At 69.9% G+C, this 14,088-nt stretch carries 11 protein-coding genes; 3 read left to right on the top strand and 8 right to left on the bottom strand.

Translation table 11 applies throughout. From position 1 onward, the window contains the following. Positions 1–102 precede the first annotated feature (102 nt). Together AB4120_RS05470 and AB4120_RS05465 are read right to left on the bottom strand one after the other, a co-directional pair. The gene (locus AB4120_RS05470) at positions 103–438 is read right to left on the bottom strand and encodes a helix-turn-helix transcriptional regulator (protein WP_441641953.1); all 336 of its coding nucleotides are present in this window, start codon (positions 436–438) and stop codon (positions 103–105) included. 62 nt (positions 439–500) lie between these two features. Beyond that, on the bottom strand, positions 501–2,093 hold the full coding sequence (locus AB4120_RS05465; RefSeq protein WP_187645151.1) for a phospholipase D family protein: 1,593 nt from the start codon (positions 2,091–2,093) through the stop codon (positions 501–503). 130 nt (positions 2,094–2,223) lie between these two features. On the opposite strand from AB4120_RS05465, the gene AB4120_RS05460 reads away from it, so the two are divergent. Continuing rightward, positions 2,224–3,303 (top strand): alkene reductase, encoded by a 1,080-nt coding sequence (locus AB4120_RS05460; protein ID WP_149137530.1) that lies wholly within the window; start codon positions 2,224–2,226, stop codon positions 3,301–3,303. A gap of 37 nt (positions 3,304–3,340) precedes the next feature. Here AB4120_RS05460 and AB4120_RS05455 read toward each other — a convergent pair whose 3' ends face one another. Next, complete coding sequence (locus AB4120_RS05455) at positions 3,341–4,480, bottom strand: aromatic ring-hydroxylating oxygenase subunit alpha (RefSeq protein ID WP_149136039.1); 1,140 nt, start codon at positions 4,478–4,480, stop codon at positions 3,341–3,343. Positions 4,481–4,735: 255 nt separating this feature from the next. On the opposite strand from AB4120_RS05455, the gene AB4120_RS05450 reads away from it, so the two are divergent. Further along, positions 4,736–6,664, top strand: a complete 1,929-nt coding sequence (locus tag AB4120_RS05450; protein ID WP_149136040.1) for a PAS domain-containing hybrid sensor histidine kinase/response regulator — start codon at positions 4,736–4,738, stop codon at positions 6,662–6,664. A 235-nt stretch (positions 6,665–6,899) separates the two neighbouring features. Beyond that, complete coding sequence (locus tag AB4120_RS05445) at positions 6,900–7,421, top strand: CinA family protein (protein WP_149136041.1); 522 nt, start codon at positions 6,900–6,902, stop codon at positions 7,419–7,421. A 1-nt stretch (position 7,422) separates the two neighbouring features. On the opposite strand, the gene pdeM is transcribed toward AB4120_RS05445, so the two are convergent. Genes pdeM through AB4120_RS05420 form a run of 5 tightly spaced genes read right to left on the bottom strand, consistent with a single transcriptional unit; the run spans position 7,423 to position 13,909 of the window. After that, a complete protein-coding gene (gene pdeM, locus AB4120_RS05440) occupies positions 7,423–8,115 on the bottom strand; it encodes a ligase-associated DNA damage response endonuclease PdeM (protein ID WP_441641952.1) in 693 nt (230 codons plus the stop codon). Beyond that, a complete protein-coding gene (locus tag AB4120_RS05435; protein WP_441641951.1) occupies positions 8,112–10,814 on the bottom strand; it encodes a ligase-associated DNA damage response DEXH box helicase in 2,703 nt (900 codons plus the stop codon). Before AB4120_RS05435 ends, pdeM begins: the two co-directional genes overlap by 4 nt. Beyond that, positions 10,811–12,514, bottom strand: a complete 1,704-nt coding sequence (locus AB4120_RS05430; protein WP_441641950.1) for an ATP-dependent DNA ligase — start codon at positions 12,512–12,514, stop codon at positions 10,811–10,813. Before AB4120_RS05430 ends, AB4120_RS05435 begins: the two co-directional genes overlap by 4 nt. Next, positions 12,511–13,602 (bottom strand): ligase-associated DNA damage response exonuclease, encoded by a 1,092-nt coding sequence (locus AB4120_RS05425; RefSeq protein ID WP_441641949.1) that lies wholly within the window; start codon positions 13,600–13,602, stop codon positions 12,511–12,513. The genes AB4120_RS05430 and AB4120_RS05425 overlap by 4 nt, the downstream gene beginning before the upstream one ends. Positions 13,603–13,651: 49 nt before the next feature. Next, positions 13,652–13,909 carry a hypothetical protein gene (locus AB4120_RS05420; RefSeq protein WP_144195438.1) on the bottom strand — a complete coding sequence of 86 codons (258 nt, stop codon included), beginning with the start codon at positions 13,907–13,909 and terminating at the stop codon, positions 13,652–13,654. Positions 13,910–14,088 lie beyond the last annotated feature (179 nt).

Raw genomic sequence — 14,088 nt, 5'->3', positions numbered from 1 at the left:
ATCAGAGGGAATCCGGCAGCGGGGTAAAGCAGACGGCCCAGTCGTCAGCTTCCTGCTCGCCGATCCCCTCGTCCATCAATCCCTGTTTCCAACGGCCTTGCCTCAGAAGTCATTGTCGAGTGCCCGTCGAATGCGCACGCGGCGCTCGCCGGGCTGATATTCGAGTGCGGCGCCTTCCTGGTTGAGCGCGGTGTCGGCCACTACGTCCAGTTCGCGGTCCAGGCCCATGACCCAGAGGGCGCGGGCGAAGGCGCCGATGGCGGTGTCGGCGCTGCCGCGCTCGATGGCCTCGATGGTCGAGCGGGACAGGCCGGCGCGCTCCGCCAGATCGACCTGGCGCAGTTTGCGATGCAACCGGGCGTCCCGGATACGGGCGCCGAGCGCGGCGAGGCGCAATCCGACTTCAGGGGGTAGCGGCGAGGCAACGGAGCGTGTCATAACAGGCATTATTGGCGTTACTGCTTGTTATAGCAAGCACAGACACGCATGCGACCCAATCGTCACAATTCCGACTCCACCGGCAGCAGCCGCATGAAGCCCTGCCCGATGCGGTTCCAGCCGCTCATGTCCGGCTCGCTGGTGTAGGTACGCAGCACGCCGTCCTCACGCGTGATCCAGGCCAGTTGCAGATGGCCGGTCTGGGGGTCGGGGAGCAGCACCACCTGGTAGGCGGCGTCCAGCAGGGCATCGTCGAGCTGCTTGCCGAGCATGTCGCACAGCGGCGCGCTGTCTACCACGATGCCCATCTCGGTATTGAGCCGCGCCGAGCGCGGGTCCAGGTTGAGCGAGCCGATGAACAGCAGCCGGCGGTCGACCATGTAGGTCTTGGCATGCAGGCTGGCCCGGCTGCTGCCGCCCATGCCGCGCCCCTTGTTCTCCTTCGCCATCTCCGCGTAGGCGCTGGGCTTGAGTTCGTAGAGCAGCACGCCCGCCTGGACCAACGCCTCGCGGCGCGGCGCGTAGCCGGCGTGTACCGCCGAGACATCGGTGGCGCCGAACGAGTTGGTGAGGATGTGGACCTGCACGCCGCGCTGCTGCAGGCCGACCAGCCAGTCCATGCCCGCATCGCCGGGCACGAAGTACGGGGAGACCAGCGTGAGGTCGTGCTGCGCGCCGCCCAGCACCTTGATGAGCGCCGGAATCGCGTGGGTCGAGTTGTCCTCGGGCGGCAGCGTGACCTTGGCGGCGCGGTCGGCAATCACCGTGGCGCGGCCCCAGTAGGCTGGCAGCGCTTCCTGCTGGATGGCGCGGATCACGCCGGACTCCAGCACGGTCTTGCCATACGGCGTGGCGCGCAGCTTCACCTTGCGGTCATCGAGGTACTGGCGCACGCGCTGCTGGAAGGCCGCGGTCTCGGCGTCCGACTGGGGCTTCGCCAATGTGGCGAGCGGATAGGTGGCTTCGGCATTCCAGTAATCGTCGAACACGGCCGAGACCTGCGGCACCACCGGGCCGGCCGCCAGCAGGTCCAGGTCGCTGAAATCGACATCGGACTTGGCCGCGAAGTAGGCATCGCCGATATTGCGGCCGCCCACCACGGTGAGCTGGTTGTCCGCCGTCATCGACTTGTTATGCATGCGCCGGTCCACGCGCCGGAAATCGGTGGCGAACTCGAACATCCGCACGCCCCGGTTGGCAAACGGGTTGAACAGGCGCACCTCGACGTTGGGATGGGCGTCCAGCGCCGCCAGCGCCTGGTCCTGGCCGTCCGTGTGGAGGTCGTCCAGCAGCAGCCGCACGCGCACGCCACGGTCCGCGGCGGCCATGACCTCGGCCAGCAGGGTCAGGCCGGTGTCGTCGGCATCGAAGATGTAGTACTGGAGGTCCAGGCTGCGCTGGGCGGTGCGGGCCAGCGCCAGCCGCATGGCGAAGGCATCGGCGCCGGCGGTGAGCGGATAGAACACCGATTCGCCGGGATGCTGCGCCAGGCGCGGCGCCAATGCGCGCCCAAGCGCGGTATCGGCGGTGTCGGCGGTGTCTGCCAAAGCCAGGATCGGCGGCTGGGCCGGATGCGGCGGCAGGCTGGCGCAGCCCGCCCCCAGCATCGACATCACGATCGCTCCTGCCGCCATCAGCCATTGTGCAACGCGCATCGGACCGCTCCTGGATTGTTCCACCCGCAACAATTGAGTGAGTCGAAATCGACGTTTGCGATCTTACCGCGCGCTGCTAAGCTTGCGTTACTTGCATTTTGCAAGCTTAATAACCGTGACAGATATGCTTATGCCCACCCTGTTCGATCCCCTGCAAATTGGTGACCTGGCGCTGCCAAACCGCATCGTCATGGCGCCGCTGACCCGGCTGCGCGCCGCCGAGCCTGTGCATGTGCCCAACGCGGTCATGGCCGAGTACTACGCCCAGCGCGCCTCCGCCGGCCTGCTGATTTCCGAAGGCGTGCCCATTTCCGAAGACGGCGTGGGCTACCAGAACGTGCCCGGCCTGTGGTCCGACGCGCAGGTGGCAGGCTGGAAACAAGTGACGGATGCCGTACACGCGGCGGGCGGTCGCATCGTGGCGCAGCTGTGGCATGTGGGCCGGATTTCCGACCCGAGTCTGCTCAATGGCCGCCTGCCGGTAGCGCCGAGCCCGATCGCGGCCGGCGGCAACGTGAGCCTGCTGCGCCCGCAGCGTCCCTTCGTGGTGCCGCGCGAACTCACGCGTGACGAGATCCGCGCCGTGGTGGCCGACTTCGGCCGGGCCGCCGCCAACGCCAAGGCGGCCGGTTTCGATGGCGTGACCATCCACGCCGCCAACGGCTACCTGCTCGACCAGTTCCTGCAGGACGGCAGCAATGTGCGGACGGATGAATACGGTGGATCGATCGAGAATCGCGCGCGCATCCTGCTGGAAGTGGCGGATGCCGTGACGGCCGTGTGGGACGCCAAGCGCGTGGGCGTGCACCTGGCGCCGCGCTCGCCCAGCCATTCGATGGCTGACAGCCAGCCGGCGGAGACCTTTGGCCATGTGGCGCGGGCGCTGGGCCAGCGCGGGCTGGGCTTCCTGTTCGTGCGCGAGACGCCGGGCGAAGGTGCGCTGCTGCCGCAGCTGAAGCGCGCCTTCGGCGGGGCGATCATCGCCAACGATGGTTTCGACCAGGCCGCCGCCACGGCCGTGCTGGCAACGGGCGATGCCGACGCCGTGGCGTTTGGCCGCGCGTACATCGCCAATCCGGATCTGGTGGAACGCCTGCGGCTGGGTGCCGACCTGAACGCGGTCGACCCGGCCACGATGTACGGCACGGGCGGCATCGAGACGCGCGGGTATACGGACTACCCGACGCTGGAAACCGCGTCGGCGTCGTAATTGGCTTCGTAATAGCGTAGGGAGGGCGGGACGGGGTTCAGACCTTCTGGATCGGAATCACCGTCCGGCCGCCGCACTCGCGCAGCAGGTCGCGCAGGTCGCGGATGACCGGGAACACCTCGTGGTTCCAGTCCGCGCCCTGCTTGTCGTGGGCGGCCTGTTCCATCTCCACGATCTCGCGGTCTTCCTTGAAGATCCGTTCGGTGAACCAGACCAGCAGCGGCCACGCCAGGTCCAGCGCGAACGGCAGCCCCGGCCGGCGAATCGACAGCATGCCGAAGGTCCGGTTGGTGCGCTGCGCCGCGTCCAGCGGCACATAGGCAATCCACAGGTCCATCACCAGCGTGCCGCTGCCCGAGCGAATCTGCAGCGTCTGATACGGATAGACGGTGCGTACCGTCATCACATCCTTGCTGTTCTCCCCACCGTCCTTGCTGAACACCAGCGCCTCGCCCACGGGCTGCTTGCCGCCCTCGCGGGTGAAGGTGTACTCGACCTCGACAAAGCCCTCGCCACGCCGCCGCCCGACCGAGCGGGCACGCATCATGCCCATCTGGCGCCGATGCAGGAACTGATGGTTCATATCCATCAGGTTTTCATGCATGAACGAGTAATGGCACTTCACCTCGCGGCCCAGGCGGCGGGTCTTGTACTGCTTGTCCGCCACGGAGGCGAAGGCAGGCAGCGGCTTGCTGTCCGCCAGCGCGGGGTCGCCGGGGAAGACGAAGATCAGGCCGGCCACCTCCTTGCACGGGTAGGCGCGCACGCCGTTGGGCAGGCGCTCCTTGCCGAGGTAGGGTACGTCGATGCAGCGGCCGGTGCAGTCATAGGTCCAGCCGTGGTAGCAGCAGCGGATCGATTCGCCATCCACCACGCCCGCGTGCAGCGGCACCTGCCGATGGGCGCAGCGGTCCTCGAGTGCGAACACGTTGCCGCTCTCGGTACGCACCAGCACGATCGGATCGCCGGCGAAGCGCACGCCGTGCGCCTTGCCGCGCTTCACCTCCTTCGACCAGGCCAGCGGATACCAGTAGTCGGGATGGATCGGCACGCGCCGCAGGTCCCGCACGCCGACGTCACCGGCCAGTGGCTGCGGCGCCGCCATGGCGGCTGGGGGCGCCTCCGCCGGCACAGCTGAATCGATGGTACGGCGGTCAAGCGCGGACTCGGCATACATGCGTGGCGTCTCCGTGGAGCCAGTACTGGCAGGGAAGCGAATGAGTCTACCCCATTGCGCCGCGCCGGTATGTCGGCATTTCTCCGACGTCACCCCACCCCCGGCACGCCCCGCCCCACGTGTTGCGGAGCGGCGACAGCCCCGGCCGCCCCGAGGGGTGGAATTCCCTTGTCAATGGGTAGCAGCGGGCGGCCACGGGGGCGAGAAACGGCGGAAATCTATGTATCCTTGGAGGATCTGAAGCCAGCCAACACGATGCCGCGCCCTGCAGCCCCACCCTCCCCGCCCCAGCCGTCCTCGCCAGCCGCCTCGCCCTATGGCGGGGACAGCGAACGCCTGCGCACGCTGGTGGAGTCCGTCACGGACTACGCCATCTTCACGCTGGACCCCGAGGGCCGTGTCAGCAGCTGGAACGCCGGCGCGCAACGGATCAAGGGCTATCTGCGCGACGAGATCATCGGCGAGCATTTCTCGCGGTTCTATACCGAGGAAGCGCGCGCCCGCAACTGGCCGGGCATGGAGCTGGAGACCGCCGCACGCATCGGCCGCTTCGAGGATGAAGGCTGGCGCGTGCGCAAGGACGGCAGCCGCTTCTGGGCCAACGTGGTCATCACCGCGCTGCGCGATCCCCAGGGCCACCTGCTTGGCTTCGGCAAGGTCACGCGCGACATGAGCGAGCAGCGCCTCGCCGCCGAGGCCCTGCGCCAGAGCGAGGAAACCTTCCGCATGCTGGTGGAGAACGTCAAGGACTACGCCATCTTCATGCTCGACGCCCATGGCCGGGTGATGAGCTGGAATGCCGGCGCCTCCTACATCAAGGGCTACCGGCGCGACGAGATCGTCGGCAAGCACTTCTCGGTGTTCTATCCCGCGGAGGACCTGGCGACTGACAAGCCCGGCCGCGAACTGGCCATCGCCCGCGCCAAGGGCCGCGTAGAGGATGAAGGCTGGCGCGTGCGCAAGGATGGCTCGCTGTTCTGGGCCAACGTGACCATTACGGCGGTCTATGACGAGCGCCGGAACCTGCGCGGCTTTGCCAAGGTCACGCGCGACATGAGCGAGCGCAAGCGGCTGGCGGAACTGGAGCAGTCCGAGCGCCGCATGAACGAGTTCCTGGCCACGCTCTCGCACGAGTTGCGCAACCCGCTCGCCCCCATCCGCAACGCACTGACCGTGATGCGGCTGCGCCCGCAGGAGCCAGCCGTCACGGAAAAGAGCCTGAGCCTGATCGACCGGCAGATGACCCACCTCACCCGGCTGGTGGACGATCTGCTCGACGTGGGCCGCATCGCCGCCGGCAAGATCGAACTGCGCCGCGAGCCGATACAGGCGCGCGACATCATCGCGCTCGGCATCGAGGCCGCCGAGCCGGCGCTGGCCGCCAAGTCCCAGCCGGTGGACGTGACCGCCACCACCGAGGACATCCCGCTGTTCGTGGACCGCACGCGGCTGGTGCAGGTGATCCAGAACCTGCTGCTGAATGCCTCCAAGTTCTCGCCGCCGGGCGCGTCCATCTCGATTACGTCGATGGTGCGCCATCGTACGCTGGTGATCCAGATCATCGACCATGGCCGAGGTATCGCCCGCGAGTCGCTCGACAACATCTTCGATCTGTTCGTGCAGGAAGACCGGCCCGGCAGCACCGCGCAGGGCGGGCTGGGCATCGGCCTGTCGCTGTGCCGCTCGCTGGTGGAGATGCACGGCGGCTCGGTCTCGGCCATGAGCGAGGGGCCCGGGCTGGGCGCCACCTTCACGGTGCAGCTGCCGCTGGCAGCCGCGTTCAACCCGGCCGGCGAGAACGCCGATGCCGCCGCCGGCACGCCCCGGCCGCTGCGCGTGCTGCTGGTGGACGACAACCGCGACGCCGCCGACAGCATGGCAATCCTGCTGGAGATGTCCGGCCACGCGGTGACGATTGCCTACGATGGCATGGAAGCCGTGCACGCGGCGGCACGCGTGCGGCCGGACGTGGCGCTGGTGGACCTGGCCATGCCGGGCATGGACGGCTTCGCGGTGGTCCATACACTGCGCCAGATGCCCACGCTGGCCAACACGCGCTATATCGCGATGACCGGCTTCGGGCAGGCATCTGACCGCCAGCAGACCCAGAAGGCCGGCTTCCACCAGCATCTGGTCAAGCCGGTGGAGCTGGAGGCGCTGCTCCAGGCCATCGACGTCGACTAGCCCTGCCGGCGTCGTCCCCGTCGTTGCCAGGGCATTCGCCAACCGTGGTGACGCATAGGTCTCTGCAAGGCAGGCGCCCCCAGCGCCCGCGCCGGTGCGCAGGCTGGGCAAGTCTTACAAGGGGATGGACGGGGAGCGATGCAGTTTTGCGCGCGCTCGGTCGCCGGCGCCCGCTGCGCTGCTGGCACAAAACCTGCCACTCCACTCCACCCCACCATCCATCCCAGGCATCGACATGAAGGAAAGTCCGGAAATCCGGGACACAGCGCATTTCCTCTCGCGCCATGGTCTCAGGCTGGCCACGGCGGAGTCGTGTACTGCCGGGCTGATCGCGTCGCGCATTGCCGAGGTGCCCGGCTGCGGCGACGTGTTGCGCTGCGCCGTGGTGGCCTATGCGCCGGACATCAAGACTTCCGTGCTGGGCGTGCCGGCCGAGGTCATCCGCCGCCACGGGCTGACCAGCGAGGCGGTCTCGCTGGCCATGGCGCACGGCGTGCTGCGCCTTGCCGATGCCAATCTGGCGATTGCCAACACGGGCGTGGCCGATGGCAACGCGCCCGACGACACCCCGGCCGGCACGCAGTGCTTCGCCTGGGTGCTCCGGCTGCCGGGCCGCACCGCCCCGCTGGCCGTGTTCACGGAGACGCGGCGCTTCGACGGGGACCGCAACGCCGTGCGCTGCGCCGCCGCCGACTACGCGCTGCTGCGCATCCAGCACTACTACGCACTGGCACAGCGCGGCGCCAGCCGAGAATGAACTACGCCGGCACTGGCCAGACCCGCCCATCGCCCACCACATAGATGCGGTTCCCCGGCGCGCGCCGCACCGTGGCGTGGCCCGTGAAGGCGCCGAAGGCCGGCAGGATGGCGCCGGCCTCCCCCAGCACGAAGCACGGCAGCCGCAGCGCATCGGCGCCGCTGCCGCGCAGCACCACGGCCGGATGGAGGTGGCCGGCCAGCACATAGCCGTCCGGGGAAGCGCCCGGCATATGGCACAGCGCGAACGGGCCGGCCCGCAGCGGTTCCGTGACGATGGTCATGCCGAGTTCCGGCGGCGGGTCGCCGGCGTGGGTGTCGTGGTTGCCGCGCACCAGCGTGCAGCGCACCCGGGCCGGCAGCGCCCGGCGCCAGTCATGCAGCGCGACGATGACCGCCGCCGTGCGCGCGGCGCGGGCGTGCAGGAAATCGCCCAGAAACACCAGCTCCCGCGCCGGATAGCGCATGGCCAGCGCGTGCAGCCGCGCCAGGTTCTCCGCCGTGGTCCCGGGCGGCACCGGCTGCCCCAGCGCCCGGAACGCAGCGGCCTTGCCGATATGGACGTCCGCCACCAGCAGCATCGCCGCGCCGGGCCACCAGATGGCGTGCTCGGGGAGCAGCCACAGCGTCTCGCCGGCCACCTCCACGGCGTGGGCGCCGAAGGCATGCAGCGTGGCGGCGTCTGGCTGGCTCATAGCAGCGGGAGGGGTTTCGATGGCTTGCGTGAGCGGCCTGAGCGGCCTGAGCGGCCGCTGCCACCCGTGCGGCCGCTGCCACCCGTCCGTCCGCCTGACTTGACGTGATCGGCCATGCCGAAGCGCGCTACCTCGGCTACCTGCGTGGCGTCGGTATCAGTATCCGTAGCCGCCACATCGCCCACCGGCCCAGCTGCCGCCTCCAGCTCGGCCAGCATGCGGGCGATGCGGTCGGCCAGCTTCTCCGTACTCAGCTTTTCACGCAGGAACTCCACCACCAGTGGAAAGGCCAGCGGCGAGGGACGTTTCAGGGCGTGCAGGTCCAGCCGCAGCGCGGCCAGCCGGGCCAGCGTGTCGGCCAGCCGGTGGGCGTCCAGCTCCTGCATCAGCACCTCGCGCTCGGCCTGCCCAAGCAGCAGGTTGGCCGGGTCGTGCTTGCGGAAGACCTCGTAGAACAGGCTCGATGACGCCTGCAACTGGCGCGCGCTCTTGTGGGCGCCGGGGTAGCCCTGGAAGATCAGCCCGGCCACGCGGGCGATCTCGCGGAAGCGCCGCAGCGACAGTTCCCCCGCGTTCAGGCTGCCGAGCACGTCGGCGGCCAGGTCGCGCTGGCGTTCCTCGGCCAGTACCCGTGGCAGCCAGTGAGCCCAGTCGAGCGGCGCCGAGGCCAGCAGTTCGAGCCCGTAGTCATTCACGGCCACCGAGAAGGTCGCCGGCACCTGCTGCCCCAGCCGCCACGCCAGCAGGCTGCCCAGCCCCAGATGCACCGAGCGGCCCGCGAACGGATAGAGGAACAGATGCCAGCCTTCGCGCGAATGGAGGGTCTCGGCCAGCAGCGTGCCGCGCGTGGGCAGCGCCGACCAGCGCGCCTGTAGGTCCACCAGCGGCTGGATCAGCGGCAGTTCGGGCGTGCTGGCCGGGTCGAGGTTGCCAAGCTGGGCGGCTTCGAGCGTATCGACCACGGCTTCGGCCAGTTCGGTGGAAAGCGGCATCTTGCCGCCGTTCCAGCGCGGCACGGAGGGCCGCTTGCCGGCGGCGCGGCGCACGTAGGCGGTCATCTCCTGCACACGCACCAGCTCCAGCAGCCGTCCGCCGAACAGGAAGCAGTCGCCAGGCGCCAGCCGCGCGATAAAGCCCTCCTCCACCGTGCCCAGCGAGGCCCCGCCACTGCCCGCGCGGGTCCAGAATCGCACCTGCATCGTGGCGTCGCTGACGATGGTGCCCACGCTCATGCGGTGCCGGCGCGCCAGCCGCGCATCGGACACGCGCCAGATGCCGGCGTCGTCGGGCATCGCGCGGTGATAGTCAGGGTAGGCGGACAGCGTGCGCCCGCCCTGCCGCACGAAATCGAGGCTCCATTGCCATTCCTCGTCGCTCAGGGCCCGGTAGGCCCAGGTGGTGTGCACCTCGGCCAGCAGGTCGTCGGCCCGGAAGCCGCCGCCTAGCGCCACCGTCACCAGATGCTGGACCAGCACATCGAGCGGCTTGTCCGGGGACTCACGCGCCTCGATGCGGCCCGCGCGCACCGCGTTGCGCGCCGCCACGGCTTCCACCAGTTCCAGGCTGTGCGTGGGCACCACGGTCACGCGCGACGCCCGCCCCGGCGCATGGCCAGACCGCCCGGCGCGCTGCAACAGCCGCGCCACGCCCTTGGGCGAGCCGATCTGGAGCACGCGCTCCACGGGCAGGAAGTCCACGCCCAGGTCCAGGCTCGACGTGCACACCACGGCGCGCAGCGCGCCGTTCTTCAGATGCACCTCCACCCAGTCCCGCACGGCGCGGTCCAGCGAGCCGTGGTGCAGCGCGATCTGGCCGGCCCACTCGGGGCGCGCATCGAGCAGGGCCTGATACCAGAGTTCGGCCTGCGAGCGCGTGTTCAGGAACACCAGCGCGGTGCTGGTGCGCTCCAGTTCGCGCACCACGTGCGGCAGCATCGACAGCCCGAGGTGCCCCGCCCACGGAAAGCGCCCGGCGGCATCGGGCAGCAGCGTGTCGATGACCAGCGTCTTCGGCGTATGGCCGTGCACCCGCACGCGGCGATCGTCGGGCAGGCCGGCCAGGAGCACATCGCTGGCATGGTCGAGGTTGCCGAGCGTGGCCGACAGCCCCCAGACCATCAGCCCGGGCTGCCATTGCCGCAGCCGTGCCAGCGCCAGCTGCACCTGCACGCCGCGCTTGGAGCCGATCAGTTCGTGCCATTCATCGACCACCACCAGCCGCACGCGGCCCAGCGCCTCGCGGGCGTCGGCGCGGGTCAGCAGCAGGGAGAGGCTCTCGGGGGTGGTCACCAGCGCCGTGGGCAGGCGGCGCGCCTGCGCGGCGCGTTCGCTGCTGCCGGTGTCGCCGGTGCGCAGGCCCACGGTCCAGTCCAGGCCGAGTTCGGCCAGCGGGGCCTGCAAGGCGCGGGCGGTGTCCGCAGCCAGCGCGCGCATCGGCGTGAGCCACAGCACGGTGAGCGGCGGGGGCGTGGCGCCGGCACGAGCCGGGGGCTCGGCGAATGCGAGCAGCGCGCCGAGCCACGCGGCGTAGGTCTTGCCGGTGCCGGTGGTGGCGTGGAGCAGCCCGCTCTGGCCGTGCCCGATGGCCTCCCAGACTTCGCGCTGGAAATCGAACGGCTGCCAGTGACGGGCCGCGAACAGCGCCGGCAGCGTTTCGCTCACCGGCGGGGCGCGCACAATAGGGACGAAGGCGTCATTCATGCCGCATCCTCGGCCGGCACTGGGCGCGCGGCGCCCGGCAGCATCGCCTCCAGCGTGGCCAGCGTGTCGGCTTCCTCGATCGGCTTGTCCGTGCGCCAGCGCAGCATGCGCGGAAACCGCACCGCGATGCCGCTCTTGTGCCGCCCGCTACGGGAGATGCCCTCGAAGCCGAGTTCGAAGACCTGCGTCGGCGTGACGCTGCGCACCGGGCCAAACGACTCCACGGTGGTCTTGCGCACGATGGCATCCACCGCGCGCATCTCGGCATCGGTCAGCCCCGAGTACGCCTTGGCGAACGGCACCAGCGCGCGATCCGGCGTGCCCGGCGGGCCGTTCCAGACCGCGAAGGTGAAATCGGTATAGAGGCTGGCGCGCCGGCCGTGGCCGCGCTGGGCGTAGATCAGCACCGCATCGACGGTGTAGGGGTCGATCTTCCACTTCCACCAGACGCCCACGTCCTTGGTCCGCCCTGCGCCGTATGCGGCGTCGGCAGCCTTGAGCATGAAACCCTCCACGCCCAGTTCGCGCGAGGTCTCGCGCAGCGTGGCGTAGCGTGCCCAGTTGTCGGCATCGACCAGCGGACTCAGCTCCAGTGCTGGGTGGACGTGCGCGGCGATCACCTGCTCCAGCCGCGCGCGGCGCTCGGCCTGCGGGCGGGCGCGCCAGTCCTCGCCCTGCCATTCGAGCAGGTCGTAGCCCATCAGGATGGCCGGTGCGTCGCGCAGCAGCTTGGCGCCGAGCGTCTTGCGGCCGATGCGCTGCTGGAGCAAGGCGAACGGCTGCACGCGCCGGTCCTGCCAGATCACGATCTCGCCGTCGAGCACGGTGCCGTCCGGCAGCGTGGCGGCGGCCTCGGCCAGCTCGGGAAAGCGCTCGGTAATCAGCTCCTCGCCGCGCGACCACAGCCACGTGGCGCCGGCCCGGCGCACCAGCTGGGCGCGGATGCCATCCCACTTCCATTCCACCTGCCAGCGCGCCGGGACGCCGAGCACGGTGTCGAAGTCCTCCACCGGGGCCTGCAGCGGATGGGCGAGGAAGAAGGGATAGGGCTGGCCGCCGCGCTGGATGCTGGCGCCCTCGCCTGCTTCCGTCCGGGCATGGTCCGGGGCGATCGGGGCGATCAAGGCGAGGTAGTGCGTAGCATCGGGGCGGCGCGAGATGTCGGTGTAGCCGACCATGCGCTCGGCCACGCGCTTGGCGTCGAGCCCGGCCACCTCGCCCAGCGCCCGCGTGACCAGCAGCCGCGACACGCCCACGCGGAACGCGCCCGTGATCAGCTTGAACAGCACCAGCCGCCCGCGCGCGTCGAGGGGCCGCCAGAGCGCGTCCAGCCGCTCGCGCAGCACCTCGGGCGGCAGGCCGCGCAGCGGCAGCAGGCGCTGCTCCACCCATTCGGCCAGCCCGGCCGTGTCCACGTGCGGCGTGGTCGGGAGCAACAGCGCGATGGTCTCCGCCAGATCGCCCACGGCCTGATAGCTTTCCTCGAACAGCCATTCGGGCAGCGCGGCGGCCTGCTGGGCCAGCTCGCGCAGCATCGCCACCGGCACCAGCTGGCGCGGTTTGCCGCCGGACAGGAAGTAGACCGCCCAGGCGGCGTCCTCGGGCGGCGCGGCACGCAGGTAGTCGACCAGCGCTGCCAGCTTGGCGTTGCTGGAGGTGGTGCCGTCCAGCGCCGCGTAGAGGTCCGCGAAGGCTTTCATACGCCTTGCTCCGCGCTTGACTCCGGGGTGGTTTCCACCTGCTCCTGCGCCGGCTCGTCATCATCCCCGGCATCGTCCCCATACTCGGTCTGGAACGCCTGCGCCTGCCAGCCCTGCTCGCACAGGTAGCGCACCATCACCGGCACGTTGCCATGCGTGACGATGATGCGCGGCGCGCCGGTGGCGGTGATCGCCGACAGCAGCCCGGGCCAGTCCGCATGATCGGACAGCGCGAAGCCGCGATCGACGCCACGCCGGCGCCGCGTGCCGCGCAGCTGCATCCAGCCGCTGGCGAAGGCATCGGCGGACTCGCCAAAGCGGCGCAGCCACGTGGAGCGCTGCGCGGATGGCGGTGCCACCACCAGCGCCTGGCGCAGCGCCGGGCTGCGTGCCGGGTTGCGCGCCGGAAGGTCCGCCGTGGTCAGGGTGGGCGGCAGCGCCACGCCGGCCTCGGCATAGGCGCTATTCAACGCGGTCATCGCCCCATGCACGACGACGGGCCCCGGCAGGGCCGCGTCCGCGCCCGCATGGCGCATCAGCCCGTGCAGGATGCGCTGCGCCTTGCCGAAGGCGTAGCAGTACAGCACGCTCGCCCGCCCCGCCGCCGCGTTGGCCTGCCACCAGCCGAAGATCTCGGCCATCAGCGCCGCCTGCGTCGGCCAGCGGTAGATCGGCAGTCCGAAAGTGCTTTCGGTGATGAAGGTGTCGCAGCGCACGGGCTCGAACGGGTCGCAGGTGCCGTCCGCCTCAACCTTGTAGTCGCCGGATGCCACCCAGACCTGCCCGCCATGCTCCAGCCGCACCTGGGCGGAGCCCAGCACGTGCCCGGCCGGATGCAGGCTCAGCCGCACCCCGTGATGCGTGATGGCTTTGCCGTAGGGCAGCGTCTCCAGCGCGATGCCCGGCAGCCGTGCCAGCAGCACGCCGCGCCCTGCGGCGGCGCAGAGGTAGCTGCCATGGCCAAAGCGCGCGTGGTCCGAATGGGCGTGGGTGATGACGGCGCGCGCCACGGGGCGCCATGGATCGATGTAGAAGTCGCCGGGCGGGCAGTACAGCCCTTCCGGCCGCGCGACGATCAGGTCGGCCATCGGCATCCTTCTCTATATATAGATACGGCAGGCAGCGTTCCGGTGGCGTTCAGGTAGCGGACGGCCCCGCGCGCCGCGCCTTGCGGGCCTCCGCCATGCCGCGCACGTTCAGCGCGGCCAGCGCGAACTGGAGCACCACCAGCGCCCAGGCGCCGGTATGGAAGCCCCAGCCCACCCACATCGCGTTGCTTATCAGGAAAACCCAGAAGCCTACCTTGCGCCGGCCCGCCGCGCGGCTGCCGACCAGCCAGGTGGCGGCCACCGTTACCGCCATCGCGGGCCATTGCAGCGCATCGAGCCAATCCACGGAAATTTCCTCCCAGCCTGACCACCCTCACTCCAGCGTAGTCCGCCCGGTGTGCCGGCGGCCAGCGAGAGGTGTCCCGTTCGGCTGTCGGCGTTTTCTCACAAAGTTACCTATAAGTCACCTAACAGGCGGGATGCCGATTTCCCATGCAACGTCAATCAGCCGGGCGCCGATAGTGT

This window comes from Cupriavidus sp. 2KB_3 (assembly GCF_052115685.1).
Lineage (GTDB): Bacteria > Pseudomonadota > Gammaproteobacteria > Burkholderiales > Burkholderiaceae > Cupriavidus > Cupriavidus campinensis.
The sequence above is the reverse complement of the archived record's forward strand: the minus strand, read 5'-3'. Positions and strand labels throughout refer to the sequence as shown.